This is a genomic window from Pseudomonas sp. BB438 (genome assembly GCF_057180225.1).
Window position 1 is genome coordinate 4173277 of sequence record NZ_CM170001.1, and the last position, 18285, is coordinate 4191561.

At 67.2% G+C, this 18285-nt stretch carries 12 protein-coding genes; 8 read left to right on the plus strand and 4 right to left on the minus strand.

The features are described from left to right. Positions 1-5: 5 nt before the first annotated feature. The 7 genes from AC1ZV1_RS19055 (at position 6) to AC1ZV1_RS19085 (ending at position 13997) form a co-directional block, all read left to right on the plus strand. Positions 6-866, plus strand: coding sequence for a LysR substrate-binding domain-containing protein (locus AC1ZV1_RS19055; protein ID WP_484293119.1), 861 nt, complete (start codon positions 6-8; stop codon positions 864-866). Positions 867-964: 98 nt separating this feature from the next. Beyond that, positions 965-1792 (plus strand): phosphonoacetaldehyde hydrolase, encoded by an 828-nt coding sequence (phnX, locus tag AC1ZV1_RS19060; RefSeq protein WP_484293120.1) that lies wholly within the window; start codon positions 965-967, stop codon positions 1790-1792. 429 nt (positions 1793-2221) lie between these two features. After that, a complete protein-coding gene (locus AC1ZV1_RS19065) occupies positions 2222-3949 on the plus strand; it encodes a ShlB/FhaC/HecB family hemolysin secretion/activation protein (protein WP_484293121.1) in 1728 nt (575 codons plus the stop codon). 10 nt (positions 3950-3959) lie between these two features. Next, a complete protein-coding gene (locus tag AC1ZV1_RS19070) occupies positions 3960-4478 on the plus strand; it encodes a toxin-activating lysine-acyltransferase (RefSeq protein WP_484293122.1) in 519 nt (172 codons plus the stop codon). Positions 4479-4521: 43 nt separating this feature from the next. After that, positions 4522-12774, plus strand: coding sequence for a two-partner secretion domain-containing protein (locus AC1ZV1_RS19075; protein WP_484293123.1), 8253 nt, complete (start codon positions 4522-4524; stop codon positions 12772-12774). Between the two features lie 10 nt (positions 12775-12784). After that, positions 12785-13411 (plus strand): hypothetical protein, encoded by a 627-nt coding sequence (locus AC1ZV1_RS19080; protein WP_484293124.1) that lies wholly within the window; start codon positions 12785-12787, stop codon positions 13409-13411. A gap of 13 nt (positions 13412-13424) precedes the next feature. Next, positions 13425-13997 carry a hypothetical protein gene (locus AC1ZV1_RS19085; protein WP_484293125.1) on the plus strand — a complete coding sequence of 191 codons (573 nt, stop codon included), beginning with the start codon at positions 13425-13427 and terminating at the stop codon, positions 13995-13997. Positions 13998-14007: 10 nt separating this feature from the next. On the opposite strand, the gene AC1ZV1_RS19090 is transcribed toward AC1ZV1_RS19085, so the two are convergent. After that, positions 14008-14298, minus strand: a complete 291-nt coding sequence (locus tag AC1ZV1_RS19090) for a DUF6021 family protein (RefSeq protein WP_484293126.1) — start codon at positions 14296-14298, stop codon at positions 14008-14010. A gap of 194 nt (positions 14299-14492) precedes the next feature. Here AC1ZV1_RS19090 and AC1ZV1_RS19095 point away from each other — a divergent pair, with 194 nt between their 5' ends. Then, positions 14493-15779 (plus strand): OprD family porin, encoded by a 1287-nt coding sequence (locus tag AC1ZV1_RS19095; RefSeq protein ID WP_484293127.1) that lies wholly within the window; start codon positions 14493-14495, stop codon positions 15777-15779. A 97-nt stretch (positions 15780-15876) separates the two neighbouring features. On the opposite strand, the gene ycaC is transcribed toward AC1ZV1_RS19095, so the two are convergent. The 3 genes from ycaC to AC1ZV1_RS19110 all read right to left on the minus strand — a co-directional run bounded on the left by ycaC (position 15877) and on the right by AC1ZV1_RS19110 (position 18205). Next, positions 15877-16503, minus strand: a complete 627-nt coding sequence (ycaC, locus tag AC1ZV1_RS19100; protein ID WP_024763520.1) for an isochorismate family cysteine hydrolase YcaC — start codon at positions 16501-16503, stop codon at positions 15877-15879. Positions 16504-16554: 51 nt separating this feature from the next. Further along, on the minus strand, positions 16555-17241 hold the full coding sequence (locus AC1ZV1_RS19105; RefSeq protein ID WP_484293128.1) for a hydrolase: 687 nt from the start codon (positions 17239-17241) through the stop codon (positions 16555-16557). A gap of 97 nt (positions 17242-17338) precedes the next feature. Beyond that, positions 17339-18205, minus strand: a complete 867-nt coding sequence (locus AC1ZV1_RS19110; protein ID WP_484293129.1) for a pirin family protein — start codon at positions 18203-18205, stop codon at positions 17339-17341. Between the last annotated feature and the right edge of the window lie 80 nt (positions 18206-18285).

Consider the following 18285-nt stretch of genomic DNA (forward strand, 5'->3'; position numbering starts at 1 on the left):
AAGCCATGTACCAGTACCACAAGTGGTTGCGCTCGTTTCATGCCGTGGCCCGCACCGGCAGCTTCACCCAGGCGGCAGCGCTGCTGAGCGTCGGCCAACCGACCATCAGCGAACAGGTCAGCGGGCTGGAGAAACGCTTCTCGGTAGAGCTGTTTCACCGCCGCGGCCGCTTCATCGAGCTGAGCACGGCCGGGCAACAGCTCTACGCGATCACCCAGGGCCTGTTCGGCCAGGAGGACGAAGCCTTGCAACTGCTGCAGAGCTTCCAACAGCGCAAGCAGGGCATGCTGCGCCTTGGCGCGGTATCGCCGCCGATCGCCATGAGCCTGACCTACTCGCTGATGCAGCGCTATCCGGACATCGAGCTGGAGACCTCCTTCACCAGCGAGGCCGGCACCCTGGCGCGGCTGTACAACTTCGACATCGACGTGGCGATCCTCGCCCTCTCGGAGTTCGACCAGCGCCTGAGCACACAGCTGTACCGCACCTGCCCGATCCTCGCGGTGGTGCGCGACGACCATCCGTGGGCGCGGCAGGAGTCGGTCAGCGTGCGGGAGATCGCCAGGGAACGCGTCGTGCTGCGCGAGCCGGCCTCGCGTACCCGCCAACTGGTCGAAGAAGGCTGCCGCCGGCACGGAGTGGCGCTGGACTGCGCGATGCAGCTGAACAGCCGCGAGGCCATCGTCCATGCGGTGGTGCACGGTATCGGCGTGGGCTTCGTCTCGGCGGTGGAGTATGCCGACCGGCCGGGCACGCGCTCGATCGCCTTCGCCGAGGACCCATTCCACATCAGCTACTACCTGTGCTGCCTGGGCATCCGCCGCAAACGGCCGATCATCGCCGAGCTGTTCGACACCACGGCCTGATCCTCGCCCTGCCCGCTGAATCCGCGAGCCTGCCACGACGCCGGGCGGGCCGCGCTCACCTCGATTTCCACAAATAGTCCCCTCACAGGAGCATCACCATGCACTACCAGCAACCCCAGCAACTGCAAGCCGTCATCCTCGACTGGGCCGGCACCGTGGTCGACTTCGGCTCCTTCGCGCCGACCCAGATCTTCGTCGAAGCCTTCGCCGAGTTCGGCGTCCAGGTCAGCCTGGAAGAAGCCCGCGGCCCGATGGGCATGGGCAAGTGGGACCACATCCGCACCCTGTGCGACATCCCGGCCATCGCCGAGCGCTACAAGGCGAAGTTCGGTCGCGTGCCGAGCGACGATGACGTCACCGCCATCTACGAACGCTTCATGCCGCTGCAGATCGAGAAGATCGCCGAGCACTCGGCGCTGATCCCCGGCGCGCTGGACGCCATCGCCACCCTGCGCAAGCAGGGGCTGAAGATCGGTTCCTGCTCCGGCTACCCGGCCGTGGTGATGGAAAAGGTCGTTGCCCTGGCCAAGACCAACGGCTACGTCGCCGACCACGTGGTGGCCACCGATGACGTGCCCAACGGCCGACCGCATCCGGCACAGGCCCTGGCCAACGTGATTGCCCTGGGCATCAACGACGTGGCCGCCTGCGTGAAAGTCGACGACACCTGGCCGGGCATCCTCGAAGGCCGCAGCGCCGGCATGTGGACCGTGGCACTGACCTGCTCGGGCAACGCCCTGGGCCTGACCTACGAGCAGTACAAGGCGTTGCCGGCGGAGAAGCTGGACCAGGAGCGCCGCCGCATCGGCCAGATGTTGGAAGGCTCGCGCCCGCACTACCTGATCGACACCATCGCCGAACTGCCGGCGGTGATCGCCGACATCAACGCGCGCCTGGCGCGGGGTGAGATGCCGCAGAGCAGCTGACGCCCGGCATCAATGAAGAAGGCCCGCCCAGTGCGGGCCTTCTGCTTTCTGTCGGAGCGACCTTGCTCGCGAACATCACCGTGACCAATGCGCTCGTGAGCCAGCTCGCTCGTTCAAAGATCGGCCATGCCACCCCGTGACATCACTGCAATAGCACTTCAGACCATTCGTCAGCCCTTGGTAAAAACTCGGAACAAATTTCCGTCCTTTCATCTCGAACCGTCGGAACTGTCTTACGCGCGATACATATCTGATAGCGATGTATCAACAGATTTACAGCGATTAGAACGGATTCACGGTCGTATTTCGGACCCATCGCCATAATCTGGCGAGTTTTTGCAAAATATTTCACAAGGACGCGAAATGGCTCTTCTCTCTTGCCGTAGAGAGCTACCGGTGGATACCGGACCTGCTCCGCGAGCCCCATGGATGGGCATCGATCTCCCCCTGCGAAGCGCGCTGCGCCTGGCCATCCTGGCTCCGCTGACCTTGGGCGCCTGCAGCGGCGTCGCCTTCGCCGCCGATCCACTGCCGGCCCAGCAACTGCTGCAGCAGCAGGAGCGCGATCGCGCGCTGCGCGAGCAGATGGAGCCTTCGCCCGACGTACGCCTGAAACTGCCGCCCAGCGGCCTGGAAGCCAATCGCCTGCCGAAGGAAGAGGCCCCCTGCTTCGCGATCCGCCAGATCACCCTGGTCGGCGACTCGGCCGAGCGATTCCAGTGGGCGCTGCGCGCCGCCGACCCGAAGGATGACCCGGCGACCGGCCATTGCCTCGGTGCCCAGGGCATCAACCTGACAATGAAGCGTATCCAGAACGCCATCATCGAACGCGGCTTCGTCACCTCCCGTGTGCTGGCGCAACCCCAGGACCTGAAAAGCGGCGCCCTGGAGCTGACCCTGGTGCCCGGACGCATCCGCTCGATCCGCTTCGCCGAGGGCACGTCGCACCGCGCCAATGCCTGGAATACCGTTCCGGCCAAGCCCGGCGACCTGCTCAACCTGCGCGACATCGAACAGGCGCTGGAGAACTTCAAGCGGGTGCCAACCGCCGATGCCGACATTCAGATCACCGCCGCCGAAGGCGCCGGCGCACAGCCCGGCGAAAGCGACCTGGTTATCGCCTGGCGGCAGAAATTCCCGGTCCGCTTCAGCCTCTCGGTCGACGACTCGGGCACCGACGAGACCGGCAAGTACCTGGGCACCACCTCGGTGTCCTTCGACAACTTCCTGACCCTGAGCGACCTCTTCTACTTCAGCTACAACCACGACCTGGGCGGCGGCGACTCCGGCGATCGCGGCTCGCGCGGCCATACCCTGCACTACTCGGTGCCCTTCGGTTACTGGCTGCTGGGGGTGACCTCCAGCGAGTACGACTACCATCAGACCATCTCCGGAGCGAACCAGGACTACAGCTACAGCGGCGAAAGCAAGAACGACGAGATCACCCTTACCCGCATGCTCTACCGCGACGCCGTGCGCAAGACCACCGCCAGCCTCGGCGGCTGGAGCCGGCGCTCGAAGAACTGGATCGACGACACCGAGATCGAGATCCAGCGTCGGCGCATGGCCGGCTGGTCGTTCGGCCTGACCCACACCGAATTCATCGGCGCCTCCACCCTCTACCTGAGCACCGGCTACCGTCGCGGCACCGGTGCGCGCAACGCCATGGCGGCGCCGGAGGAACCCTTCGACGAAGGCACCTCGCGCTCCAAGATCATCACCGCCGAAGCACAGCTCAGCGTGCCGTTCGCCCTGGGCGACCAGCGCCTGCGCTACAGCAGCTCCTGGCGTGCGCAATGGAACCGCACGCCACTGGTGCCCCAGGACCGCTTCACCATCGGCGGCCGCTACAGCGTGCGCGGCTTCGATGGCGAGCAGATCCTCTCCGCCGACCGTGGCTGGCTGACCCGCAACGATCTGGGCCTGGCCCTCGGCCAGAGCGGCCAGGAAGCCTACGTGGGCGTGGACTACGGCGAGGTCGGCGGGCAATCGAGCAAGTACCTGATCGGCACCCACCTGGCCGGCTACGTGCTGGGCCTGCGCGGCGGCTATCGCGGCGTCTCCTACGACGTCTTCGTCGGCCAGCCGATCAGCAAGCCCAGCGGCTTCGATACCGCCAACACCACCGGCGGCTTCAACCTGACCTGGTCCTTCTGAGGAGGCGCCCATGCATATCGACGGATTCGACATCACCGCGCCGGGCTTCGTCGACGAGCCCTGGAGCGAAGCCGAGGTACTGGGTTCGGCGGTCTGGTTGTGGCTGCACTCGGCGTCCCACCGCGACATCCCGCTGCATGCCCTGAATGCCCTGCTGCTGCCGGCGATCAGCCACCGCCAGTTCATCCTCGGCCGGCAGAACGGCCGGCCGGTGTTCTACGTCGCCTTCAGCAACCTGAGCCTGGAGGCCGAGGCGCGCTACCTGAGCCAGCCGGCGATCTGCATGCCGGCCGCCGACTGGAACAGCGGCGAGCGCATCTGGTTCAACGACTGGGTGGCGCCGTTCGGCCACTCCGTACCGGTGTCGCGCGTCCTGCAGCGGCACTTCTTCGCCAACCGCTGCGGCCGGGCGCTGTACCACCGTGGCGAACAACGCGGCCTGAGGATCAAGAAGTTCCAGGGTGTCGCGGTCATGCCCGCCGAAGGGCGCGCATGGTTCTCCGACCACCCGCTGGCCATCCAGCTCTGAGCGCGCCCCGCGGCCTGCGCCCTGAACCGACAAAGGGATTTGTATGAACAAGCACCTCTACCGCATCGTTTTCAACAAGGCTCGCGGCCAGCTGATGGTCGTCGCCGAGAACGTCACCAGCCAGGGCAAGGCACCGGGCACCACCGACGGCCCGCTGGGTGCGCCGGGCGCTTCGCTGCTGGTCAGCCTGCGTCCGCTGCGCTTCGCGCTGATGGCAACACTGGGGCTGGTCAGCCTGGCCGCCCCGCTGGCCCACGCCGACATCGTCGCCGACCGCGGTGCTCCGCAGAACCAGCAGCCGGGCGTGATCAACTCCGCCAACGGCGTGCCCCAGGTCAACATCCAGACGCCCAGCGCCGCCGGCGTCTCGCGCAACACCTACAGCCAGTTCGACGTGAACCAGCAGGGCGCGATCCTGAACAACTCGCGCAACAGCGTGCAGACCCAGCTTGGCGGCTGGATCGACGGTAACCAGAACCTGGCCAACGGCACCGCGCGGGTGATCCTCAACGAGGTCAACGGCAGCAATCCCAGTCAGCTGCGCGGCTACGTGGAAGTCGCCGGCGACCGCGCCCAGGTGGTAATCGCCAACCCCGCCGGCATCGCCTGTGACGGCTGCGGCTTCATCAACGCCAACCGCGCGACCCTCACCACCGGCACCGCGCAGATCGTCGACGGCCAGCTGCAAGGCTACGAGGTCCGCGGCGGCCACATCGCGATCACCGGCAAGGGCCTGGACGCGAGCCAGACCGACTTCACCGACGTGATCGCCCGCTCCGTGGAGGTCAATGCCGGCGTCTGGGCCAAGGACCTGCGTGTCACCGCCGGGGCCAACCAGGTCAACGCCGACAACACCAGCGCACGAGCCATCGAAGGCAATGGCGAGAAGCCCTCGGTGGCCATCGACGTTGCCCAGCTTGGCGGCATGTACGCCGGCAAGATCATGCTGGTCGGTACCGAATCCGGCGTCGGCGTGCGCAATGCCGGGCAGATCGGCGCCAGCGCCGGCGACGTGGTGATCAGCGCCGATGGCCGCCTCGGCAACAGCGGCCAGATCAACGCCACCGCCAACGTCCGCCTGGACAGCCAGGGCGGCATCGACAACAGCGGTTCGCTGTACGCCAAGGGCGATACCGCCCTGAGCAGCCGCGGCGACATCCACAACAGCGGCATCGCGGCGGCGCAGCAGAACGTCAGCCTGAACGCCAGCGGCATCGTCAACGACAGCAAGGCCACCCTCGCCGCCGGCGTGCAGGCCGATGGCAGTGTCGGCAGCAGCGGTCGACTCGACATCAAGGCCACCCGGCAGGTGAAGAGCCAGGGGGCGACCCTTGCAGGTGGCGACCTCGACATCGGCGGCGCCAGCCTCGACCTGAGCCAGGGCCAGGCCGGTGCGCAGAACGTCCGCCTCACCGCCAGCAATGGCAACGCCAACCTCGCCGGCGCCCAGGTGGACGCCAGCAACGCGCTGGCGGTGAGCGCCACGCAGACGCTCACCAGCGACGCGGCCAAGCTCGCCGGGGCCAGCGTTCAGCTGCAGGCCCATGACCTGTCCAACCGCAAGGGCGAGATCATCCAGACCGGCAACGGCGACATGACCCTCGCCCTCCCCGGCACCCTGGACAACAGCGACGGCCGAATCGCCAGCAACGCCACCAACCTGACGCTCAACGCGCTGAACCTGAACAACCGTCGCGGCAAGGTCGAACACGCCGGCAACGGCACGCTGAACGTCAGCGCCAACTCCCTCGACGGCCGCGACGGCTCGCTCGCCAGCAACGGCCAGCTGCAGGCCCGCTTCAACGACGCACTGCTCGACGGCGCCAGCACCGTGGCCCGGCAGATCAGCATCGACGCCGCCTCGCTGTCCAACCGCCAGGGCGAAATCCTGCAGACCGGTGCCGGCACCCTGCGCGTCAGCACCAGCGGCCTGCTCGACAACAGCAGCGGCACCCTCGCCGGCAACGGCGGCGTCCAGCTGGACGCCGGCACCCTGCTGAACCAGTCCGGCACTGTCCAGGCTGCCGGCGGCGACCTGCAAGCCAAGGTCAAGGGCAAGCTGGACAACGGCGCCGGCACGCTCGCGGCCACCGGCAACTCGCGCCTGGAGGCCGGCGAGCTGGTCAACGCCAAGGGCAAGGTCACCGCCAGCGGTACGCTCGACGTCCGCGCCGACACCCTGAACAACGACACCGGCACCCTTGCCGCCAAAGGCGCCCTGACCGCCCGTGGCGGTTCAATCAGCAACCAGGGCGGCACCCTCGGTTCGGTGGACGGCACGGTCGCCATCGACGCCACCCAGGGCCGTCTCGACAACCGGGGTGGCCGCATCGAAGGCCAGCACCAGATCACCCTGTCCGGCCAGGGCGTGCTCAATGGAAACGGGCTGATCAGCGCCGGCAACCTCAAACTCGACAGCAGCGGCGCGACCCTCGACAACCAGGGCGGCGTGCTGATCGCCACCAATGGCGTGGAGCTGCAGACCGGCGCCCTGAACAACCAGGGTGGCCTGGTCCAGGCCGACGGCCTGCTGCGCATCGACGCGCACGGCCAGGCCATCATCAACACCGACTCCGGCATCAGCGGCGGCCTGCTCGGCAAGGGCGGCGTGATTCTCGCCAGCGGCAACCTGGACAACAGCGCCGGCTTCATCGGCGGCAAGGGCGACCTCGACCTCAGCAGCGCACAGATTGCCAACAACCGCGGCGGACTGCTGACCAGCGAAGGCAACGTGCGGATCAAGGCCAGCGGGCTGGACAACCGCGGCGGCCAGCTGCAGACCCTGGGCGACGCAACCCTCGACCTCACCAGCGGCCGCCTGGACAACGCCGGCAGCCTGCTGCGCGCCGGCGGCAAGCTGGTGGTCAGCGCCGGCACCCTGGACAACCGCAACACCCTGGGCACCGACCAGGGCCTCGAAGGCCACTCGCTGACACTCAACGCCCATCAGATCGACAACCAGGCGGGAGCAGTGCGCGCGGATGAGACCCTCACCCTCAACAGCAGCGGCCAGCTCGACAACAGCGGCGGCCTGATCAGCTCCAGCAAGGACCTGAACATCCTCGATGGCGCGGCCAGCAAGTCCCTCGCCATCCTCAACCACGACGGCAAGCTGATCGCCGGGCAGAAGCTGAGCATCGACAGCAAGAGCCTGGGCGGCGACGGCAAGACCCTGAGCCTGGGCGACATCAGCCTGAAACTGCGTGACAGCTACGTCAACAGCGGGCAGCTGCAGGCCAACGGCACCATCGACCTGCAGACCGCCGGCAACCTGGACAACCAGGCCCGGCTGGTCGCCGGCCAGGCACTGAACGTCGATGCCGGCGACGTGAACAACAGCGCCAACGGTGAGCTCAGCGCCACCCACCTGACCGTCGACGCCAGCGGCACCCTGAACAACCGCGGCCTGCTCGACGGCCAGGCCACCCGCGTCAACGCCGGCACCCTGAACAACCTGGGCACCGGGCGCATCTATGGCGACCAACTGTCGGTCTCCGCCGGCACCCTGCGCAACGACGTGGAAGACGGCAAGGCCGCGGTGATCGCCGCGCGCAACCGCCTGGACCTCGGCGTCGGCTCGCTGCTCAACCGCGAACATGCGCTGCTCTTCAGTGCCGGCGATCTCTATATCGGCGGCGCGCTGGACGCCAACGGCCACGCCACCGGCAGCGCCGGAGAAATCCGCAACGCCAGCGCCACCATCGAGGCCCTGGGCGAGATGGGCCTGGCCAGCGCCGTGCTGCGCAACACCAACGAGCACTTCAGCACCCAGGAAGTGGAAGTCAGCCGCGAGAGCGTCCTCGAGTACCAGCTCACCGGCTCCACCACCCGCTACAAGCCGGAGCAGATTTCCATCTACAACTCCGAGGTCGATCACCTGGTGACCCCGGAAGGCGTCCGCGACGACTGGAACCTCTACAGCTACACCCGGGTGACCCGCGAAACCCAGATCCTCAGCTCCGATCCGGCGCAGATCCTCGCCGGCGGCAACCTGCGCCTGGACGTCGCCGACGCGCTCAACGACAAGAGCCGGATCATCGCCGGCGGCACGATCAGCGGTAACCTGGGCCGCCTGGAAAACACCGAGGTGCCCGGCGCGCGCACCACCACCGAAAGCGGCATCGTTACCCATTTCTACCGTATCCAGAAGAAGGGCCGGGACAACCAGGGTGCCGACGGTGCGGCGTACAACCCCGCCGCCAGCATCGTCGACATCTTCCTCAAGCCCAGCGCCTACCAGCAGAACACCGCCCATGCCGGCAGCGGCACCCAGGTCGGCGACCTCAACCTGGGCCGCGTCGACCAGCCGGCCTCCGGCGCCAGCGGCGCCCAGGTCAACGTCGGCAACGGCCGGGTGATCAGCCCGGTACTGGAAGTCACCGCGGTGCAGACCAAGAACAACGCCGGCGTCACCGAGAGCATCCGCACCGGTGGCATCGACACCCGCGTGCCGGACAACAGTCTGTTCCACGTCAACCCGCAGGCCACCAGCGGCTACCTGATCGAAAGCGACCCGCGCTTCACCAACTACCGCGCCTGGCTCTCCTCGGACTATATGCTCGACCGCCTGAGCCTGAACCCCGGCCTGACCCTGACCCGCCTGGGCGACGGTTTCTACGAGCAGAAGCTGATCCGCGAGCAGATCGCCCAGCTCACCGGCCGACGCTTCCTCGACGGCTACGGCAACGACGAAACCCAGTACCAGGCGCTGCTCGACAACGGCCTGACCTACGCCCAGGCGTGGAACCTGGTGCCCGGCGTCGCCCTCACCTCCGAGCAGATGGCGCAACTGACCAGCGATATCGTCTGGCTGGTGGCCAAGGACGTCACCCTGCCCGACGGCAGCGTGACCCGTGCGCTGGTACCGCAGGTTTACGTACGCGTTCGCCAGGGTGATATCGACGGCTCCGGCGCACTGATGGCCGGCCAGAACGTCGACCTGAATATCCAGCACGACCTGGTCAACAGCGGCACCCTCGGCGGTCGCAACGTGCTGTCAATCACCTCGGAGAACATCCAGAACCTGGGTGGCCGCCTGACCGGCACCGACGTGGCCGTGAAGGCCAGCGGCGACCTGAACAACCTCGGCGGCCTGATCGACGCCAGCCACAGCCTCACCGCCGTGGCCGGCCGCGACATCAACCTGACCTCCAGCACCCGGGACACCCAGAGTGCCCAGGGCAGCGCCACGCGCGTGTCGCGGGTCGCCGGGCTGTTCGTCTCCGACCCGGCCGGCGAGCTCATCGCCACTGCCGGCCGTGACCTCAATCTCAACGCCGCGCAGGTGGTCAACAACGGCGAAGGCGGCAAGACCACGCTCGGCGCCGGCAACGACATCAACCTGGGCACCGTGGCCGTCCAGGACCAGCAGAGCATGACCTGGAACTCCAGCAACTGGCGCAAAGAGTCCAGCGCCGGCGAAGTGGGCAGCAGCGTGCAGGGCCAGGGCGACGTGCGCCTGATCGCCGGCCACGACCTCAATGCCCGTGGCGCCAGCGTGACCAGCGAACAGGGCGCGGTGCAGGCCTCCGCCGACCACGACGTCAACCTCACCGCCAGCCAGAACAGCGCCATGGCCGACGAGGCGCACAAGGTCAAGAGCAAGACCGGCTGGCTCTCGTCCAAGACCATCGTGACCCGCGACACGGTCAACGAGACCCTGTCCCAGGGCAGCACCTTCAGCGGCGAGACGACCTACGTCAGCGCCGGCAACGACCTCAAGGTGGAAGGCAGCAACGTGGTCTCCAACGGCGACACCACGCTGGTGGCCGGGCGCAACGTGACCATCGCCTCCGCCACCGACCACCTCAACGAAGCGCACAGCCGCGACGAGAAGAAGAGCGGCCTGTTCAGCGGCGGCGGGATCGGCTTCACCATCGGCAGCCAGCAGCAATCGGTGAAGAACACCGACGACGGCGACAGCGCTGCGGCCAGCACCGTCGGTTCGATCAACGGCAACGTCAACATCAAGGCCGGCGAGGCCTACCGCCAGGTCGGCAGCAAGGTCAGCGCGCCTAACGGCGACGTGAACATCGAAGGCCGCACGGTGGACATCGTCGAGGCGCAGAACGCCCACCTCAGCACCCAGGAGAGCAAGTTCAAGCAGAGCGGCCTCTCCGTCACGCTGACCAACCCGATCATCACCGCCGTGCAGACCGCACAGCAGATGAAGAAATCCGCTGAACGCACCGACGACAACCGCATGAAGGCCCTGGCCGCGGCCAACGTCGCGATGGAAGGCGCCGGCGCCGCCTCCGCCGTCATGGCGAACCCGGCCCAGGCCGGCGGCATCAACATCAGCATCTCCATTGGCGCGAGCAAGAACGAGAGCCACAGCGAACAGCGCGGCAGCACTGCCGCCGGCTCCAGCGTGAGCGCCGGGCGTGATGTGAACATCGCTGCCAGCGGCGCCGGCAAGGACAGCGACATCACCGTGCAGGGCAGCCAGATCAGCGCCGGGCGCGACGCCAACCTCAAGGCCGAAGGCGACATCGCCCTGCTCGCGGCGAAGAACACCGTGGAGCAGCACAGCACCAGCAAGGGCAGCAGCGCCAGCATCGGCATCGGCTTCGCCGTGGGCGGCACGCAGAACGGCTTCACCATCAACGCCGGCGCCTCGCAGAGTCGCGGCAACGCCGATGGCAATGACCTGGTCTGGAGCAACACCCACGTCGACGGCGGCCGCCAGGTCAACCTGCAATCCGGCGGTGATACCCAGCTGCACGGCGCGGTGGTCAGCGCCCCGCAGGTCACCGCCGACGTCGGCGGCAACCTGAGCATCGAGAGCCTGCAGGACACCAGCACCTACGACGCCAAGCAGTCGAGCAAGGGCGTGGGCGTCAGCCTGTGTATCCCGCCCTTCTGCTATGGCGCCTCCAGCGGCAGCGTCAGCAGCAACACCGCCAAGCAGAACGCCAACTACGCCAGCGTCACCGAGCAGTCGGGGATCAAGGCCGGAGACGGCGGCTTCGACATCCGCGTGAATGGCAACACCGACCTCAAGGGCGGCCTGATCGCCAGCAGCGACGCCGCTATCGCGGCCGGCCGCAACCAGCTCAGCACCGGCACCCTGACCCAGTCGGACATCCACAACGCGGCGGACGCCAAGGCCACCAGCAGCGGCATCAACCTCAGCACCGACATGGTCACCCAGGGCAAGTACGGCGTCGGCAAGGCCATCGTCGGCAACGCGCTGAACTCGGGCAAGGATTCGGGCTCGTCCTCCGGCGATACCCGCAGCGCGATCAGCGCCGGCACCGTGGTCATCACCGACGACGCCCTGCAGCAGGAGCTCACCGGCAAGAATGCGGCCGACACCGTCGCCGGCCTCAACCGCGACACCGCCAACGCCCACACCGCCGCCGAGCGCCAGGACGTCGACGAGATGCGCCGCACCGCCGAAGCCGAGCAGGCGATCAAGAACGAGACCTACCGCCAGGCCGTGCAGTTCACCGACGAGGCCTACCGCAAGATGTTCCTGGAGAAGGCGCGGATGTTCGTCATCCTCACCGACGACGAGGGCAACGTGCGGCGCGACAAGGACGGCGTACCGCTGCGTCGCGAGCTCAACGACACCGAGAAGGCCAACCTGCAGGCCGGCTCCGACGGTCGCGTGCACATCGCCAACAACGGCATCTTCAACGACGAGGACGGCGCGGCCAAATACGCGGCGCAGCACAGCACCTCCGACGGCCCGCAGTACTTCATCTGGTTCCCCGACGCCAGCAACTCCGTGGCCGAGCTGCTCATCGCCGGCTACCAGAAGTACCTGGAGAACGACTTCTGGGGTCTGGCCAACGCCACCGTCGAGACCCGCGACGCCCTGCTGCGCTACGGCGAGACCGGCCTGCACATCGACGGCCACAGCCGCGGTTCGATGACCACCGGCAACGCCATGGAGTCCATCGCCCGCCTGCCCGACCCCAGCGGCAGCCTGAGCAACACCACCCTCAACTTCTACGGCCCGGCCTACAACGCCGCCAAGGCTGACGACCTGCTGGCCATGCTGCAGAATCGCGACGCGATGAGCGACGAGAAGAAGAACGAGATGGTCGTCCAGCTGCAGAACCACAAGACCGACCCGGTGGGCGGCTGGATTGGCTGGAACCCCGCCACCGGCGGCACCATTCCCGAGGACAGCAACGCGCTCAAGGAGATCAAGAACGTGGCGGGCGGCAAGTACACCGTGCACAACTGCTATGGCAACGGCGACGCCGCCTGCCAGAAGTTCTGGCAGGACATGCCCGACCAGAAGCCGGTGCTGACGCCCGTGAAGAGCTACCCGCAGACCCCATGAGAGCGCTGACATGCTGACGCGCCACGGCGCCCTGGGGCTGCTCCTGCCCTGCCTCCTCCTGGCTGCCTGCAGCCAGGCCCGGCCATTGCAGCCGACACCGCCGCTGTACGAGCTGTGGGCCAGGTCCGGCGTCGACCAGCAGGGTGTGCGCAACGCCCTGCTGGACTGCGGGTTCCCGGACGCCGCCTACGTCGACGGCACCACCATCACCAGCAACGACTACGCCCGTGGCGAGCAGTGCATGCTCGGCAAGGGATTCGTCTACCAGGATCGCTACACCCTCTGCGAGAGCCGCCCGCAGCTGCCCGCCTGCACGTCCGCTGGCGCCACGCAGAAAGCCAGCCCGACACAGCGCCCGCCCGCCTACACGCAGTGGACGCAAACCGGCACCGACAGCCAGGGCGTGCAGCAGGCCATGAAGGCCTGCGGCTACACCACGGTGATCGAGCCCGTCGACCAGATGCTGCTCAACGATATCGCCGCCGCGCAGCTGTGCATGCTCGACCGTGGCTTCCACTTCACGCGGCCGGCCAACTACCTGCTGTGCAAGAACCCACCCATGCTGCCGGCATGCCGCGGACAGGTCATCGACACGCGATCCTGCTGCGCGCCGCCCAAGGCCGCCGGGCAGCGCTGATCCAGGAATCACCATGGCCCTTCCCCGCATTACCTACCACGCCAGCGCCATCGCGCTCGGCTCCGCCCTGCTGCTATCCGGCTGCGGCAACCTCGCCAATGTGCAGTCGTATTCCACGCCCTACTCCGCGCCCAGCGGTGGCGAAACCGCGCGACTGCGGGTGATCACCAACGGCATGGCGCGCGGCGTGCCCGCCAGCGCCTGCATCGACTGGCGCCGCGACGGCGCCGGGGTGATCGCCGTCGCGCAATCCGGCTTCGCCAGCCGCAACGGCCAGAGCCTCGGCATGCCGCCCAGCCGTCAGGCCGAGCAGCTGCGCCAGGGCGGGTTCGCCAGCAGCGAGGTGAACGTCCCGGCAAACCAGCCCTTCGCGGTCAACTTCCAGAGCCAGGGCATGGTCAGCAGCGGCTACTCGTACAGCTGCCAGCAATCCATGACCTTCATCCCCGAAGCCGGACAGGACTACGAGCTGCTGCTGATGGAAAGCGGCCAGTGCCTGGCTCGCCTGGTGCGCCTGGGCGATGGCAAAAACCTCAGCGGCAGCCTGCAGGACACCCGGCTGTGCAAGGCGTCCGACGCGCTCTGAGCGAGCGGCCTCACGGGCGCGAATACGGCGGATAGCGATCCCCCGGAACACGCCGCTGGCCCTGCGGATCGGGGCCGTCCTGAGGAACGTGCGGTGGATGCGGCGGATCGATCTGCGGGTCGGCGAGGTCCGGCGAATCCGGGTCGAAGCCCAGCTCAGGGTCGATGTGCCGCGAGCCGCCCAACGGCCCCGGGCGTTGTGGGTAGCCCGGCAGTCCACGACTGGCGCCGGGGCCGGACTGTGCCGGCCAGCGCTCGGGCGCGACCGAGGGACGTTGGCTGATTTCACCGTGGCCTTTCATGTTCACCTCCAGCGATTCGGGCAATGGCCTGGCGGTGGACGCGGGGATACCGAGAAGGTTTCAGCCGATGGTCGGACGGTTCTGCCGGGCGGTTCGCCTAAGCGCAGAACCCGCGATCTAGACCATGGTCGCAAAGACCCGACCACGCATCTGTGACACCTTCGCGCGCTTTTTTAGCGTCCCGGAGTCACCGCATGCCCTCGCCCCTCTCCTCCAGCCAGCTCACCCGCCTGAGCGCCCTCGCCCTGATCGGTGGCTTCGCCGCCCCGGCCAGCGCCGACTTCCTGGAGGACAGCAGCGCGCGCCTGGAATCGCGCACCGTCTGCTTCAACCGCGACTTCCGCGACGGCAGCTCGTCCAACCCGCAGGGCGCCTCCAAGCGCGAGGAAACCGCACAGGGCTTCATCCTCAACCTGCAATCGGGCTACACCGAAGGTACCGTCGGCTTCGGCGTCGATGCGCTGGCCATGCTTGGCGTCAAGCTCGACTCCAGTCCGGCCGACAGCAACAGCGGCCTGTTGCCTTCCAGCGGCCACGACCCGCGGCACTCCGAGGACCAGTACGCCAAGGCTGGCGTCACCGGCAAGCTGCGCATCTCCCACACCCAGCTCAAGTACGGCGCCATGCTGCCGGACATGCCGCTGCTCAAGTACAACGACGGCCGCCTGTTGCCCAACATGTTCCACGGTGCGCAGCTGACCAGCGAGGACATCGCCCACCTCAAGCTCACCGCCACGCGTCTGGAGCGCTACACCGCCCGCGACTCCACCGACGCCCAGGACGTGCGCCTGAACTGCAAGAACAAGCGCTACGCCTGCGACACCACCGGCAACCGCTTCGACTCCTACCAGGCCGATTACCAGGTCAACGACCAGCTCCTGCTGCAATACGCCCAGGGCGGGCTGGAAAACGTCTACCGCCAGCGCTACGTCGGTGTTGTCGGCAAGCAGGCAGTCGGCGCCGGCAAGGTCACCGCCGACCTGCGCTGGTTCGACAGCGACGACGACGGCTCGGCCCGCGCCGGCGAGATCGACAACCGCGCCCTCAGCCTGCTGCTGTCCTACGCCCAGGGCGGCCACATCGTCAGCGCCGGCTGGCAACGCATGACCGGCGACAGCTCCATGCCCTACCTCGACGGCAGCAACCCCTACCTGGCCAACTACGTGCAGGTGAACGACTTCGCCAATGCCCAGGAACGCTCCTGGCAGCTGCGCTACGACTTCGACCTGCGCAGCGTCGGCGTGCCCGGCCTGAGCTTCATGACCCGCTACGTCAACGGCGACCACATCGCCCTGGCCAACGGCAACGAAGGCAAGGAATGGGAGCGTGACGTGGAGTTCAAGTACGTCATCCAGACCGGCACGTTCAAGGACCTCAGCCTGCGCCTGCGCAACGCCACCTACCGCACCAACTACGAGCAGTCGGCGCGCGACGTGGATGAGGTGCGACTGATCGCCAGCTACAACTTCTCGATTCTCTGAGGCGAGCCAGGAGCGCGCCATTAGGCATGGCGCGGTTTCGCATGGAAGAGGTGCCCCGCCGGGCCGGCGTCGACGCGCCGGCCCGGCGAGCAGCCCGTCACTTCTTGGCGGTGAGCGTGCTGTAGCTGGTGATCAGGTTGCGGTAGTCGGGGATGTGATTGGAGAACAGCGCGGCCAGACCCTCGATGTCGTTGCGCCAGTCGCGGTGCAGCTCACAGGCCACACCGAACCAGGTCATCATCTGCGCGCCGGCGGCTTCCATGCGGCGCCACGCGGCGTCACGGGTGACTTCGTTGAAGGTGCCCGACGCATCGGCCACCACGAACACGTCGAAGCCCTCCTCCAGCGCCGATAGCGCCGGGAACGCCACACAGACCTCGGTTACCACGCCGGCGATGATCAGCTGCTTCTTGCCGGTGGCCTTCACCGCCTTGACGAAGTCCTCGTTGTCCCAGGCGTTGATGTTGCCGGGGCGGGCGATATACGGCGCGTCAGGGAAGAGATCCTTCAGCTCGGGAACCAGCGGGCCATTGGGACCGTTCTCGAAGCTGGTGGTGAGGATGGTCGGCAGCTTGAAGTACTTGGCCAGGTCGGCCAGGGCCAGGACGTTGTTCTTGAACTTGTCCGGTTCGATGTCGCGCACCAGCGAGAGCAGACCGGCCTGGTGGTCGACCAGCAACACAGCGGCCTGGGATTTGTCGAGACGGACGTAGGGCTTGCTCATGGCATTTCCTCGTTGCAGTGAAAGCCCGGTCGCGGCCGGGCAAGGGTTATATCAGCGCTGGGAATCCAGCACTTCGTGCTCGGTCACTACCTGCTGGGCCTTGGCATAGCTTTCGATCAGCAGGCGGTAGTGCGGGAAGATCAGGCTGTAGGCTTCGGCCCATTGCGCGGCGTCGGGGCGGTTCCAGGTGCGCTGGATTTCCGAGGCCACCGCGGCGGTATCCATCGGCACCACGCCGGCCTGGACGACACGGGCCAGGGTGATTTCCTGCGCGGCCTTGGAATAGGTGCCGGACGCGTCGATCACCGCAAACACCCGGTAGCCGGCATTGACCGCGGCGATCGCCGGGAAGGCCATGCACACGCTAGTGATGGTGCCGGCGATGACCAGGGTCTTCTTGCCGGTCGCCTCCACCGCGGCGACGAACTCGGGGTTGTCCCAGGCGTTGATCTCACCCTTGCGCGCCACGTACTGCGCATGGGGCGCGGCCTCGTGGATCTCGGGAATCAGCGGCCCATTGGGGCCCTGCGGCACCGAGGCGGTGGTGATCACCGGGATCTTCGCCAGGGTAGCGATCCTGGCGAGGGTGATGGCGTTGTTGCGCAACTCGGTCATGGGCATGTCCTTGACCGTCTGGAACAGACCGCTCTGGTGGTCGATGAGCAGCATGGCGGTGTCGGCGGGATCGATCACCGGACGTTGGCCATGGAAGTTGGCAATCTGGGAGAAGTGGCTCATTTCGGGGTCTCCACGAAGGGCATCCGGCCCATGTAGCCCGCGCCTCCTGCGCGGGCGTTTATCCAGACTAGGCGACGCCTGAGTCGGGGGTATGACATCAGCGAGTCATCTGTCCGAAACGTCCGTTCTGGACGTCGTCGATGGCCTGCCGGATTTCGCTTTCGCTGTTCATCACGAAGGGGCCGTAGCCGACGATGGGCTCGTTCAACGGCTCACCGCTGAGCAGCAGCACCAGGGCGTCGCTCTCGGCTTCCAGCAGCAGGCTGTCGCCGCGCGGGTCGAACAGCGCCAGTTGCCCTTCATGCAGCGCTTCACCACTGCCCAGCCGGACATTGCCGCGCAAGACCACCAGGGCGGTGTTGCGTCCGGCCTTGACTGCCAGGTCCAGCGGGCAGCCGGGCTGCAGGCGCAGGTCCCAGACATCCAGCGGGCTGAAGGTATGGGCCGGGCCGGCCTGACCGGCGTAGTCACCGGCGATCACCCGCAGGCTGCCGGCGCCGTTGGCCAGCTCGATGCGCGGGATGTCGCCGGCCAGCAGCGTCTGGTAGGCCGGAGCAGTGCGCTTGTGGCGCGCCGGCAGGTTCACCCAGAGCTGGGCCATGTGCAGGTTGCCGCCGCTGCGGGTGAAGTCCGGTGCGTGGTATTCCTCGTGGAGGATGCCGTCGCCAGCCGTCATCCATTGCACGTCGCCGGGGCCTATCCGGCCGCCACCGCCGCTGGAGTCGTGGTGTTCCAGCTCGCCTTCATAGACCAGGGTCACGGTCTCGAAGCCGCGGTGCGGGTGCTGGCCGACGCCACGGCGCACCGTGCTGGGGCCGAATGCGTGGGGACCGGCGTGGTCGAGCAGCAGGAACGGGCTGAGGTGTACGCCCAGGCTGTCGTAGGAAAACAACGTGCGAACCGGGAAACCGTCGCCGACCCAGTGCGGCCGCGCGGCGCTGTAGATGCCAAGAATCTGTTTCATGGATGCCTCCTGTTATGCATGGAGGCCACGATACGGGCGCAACAATTGCACCGGTAGCTGGCAAAAACTACTATCAGTGT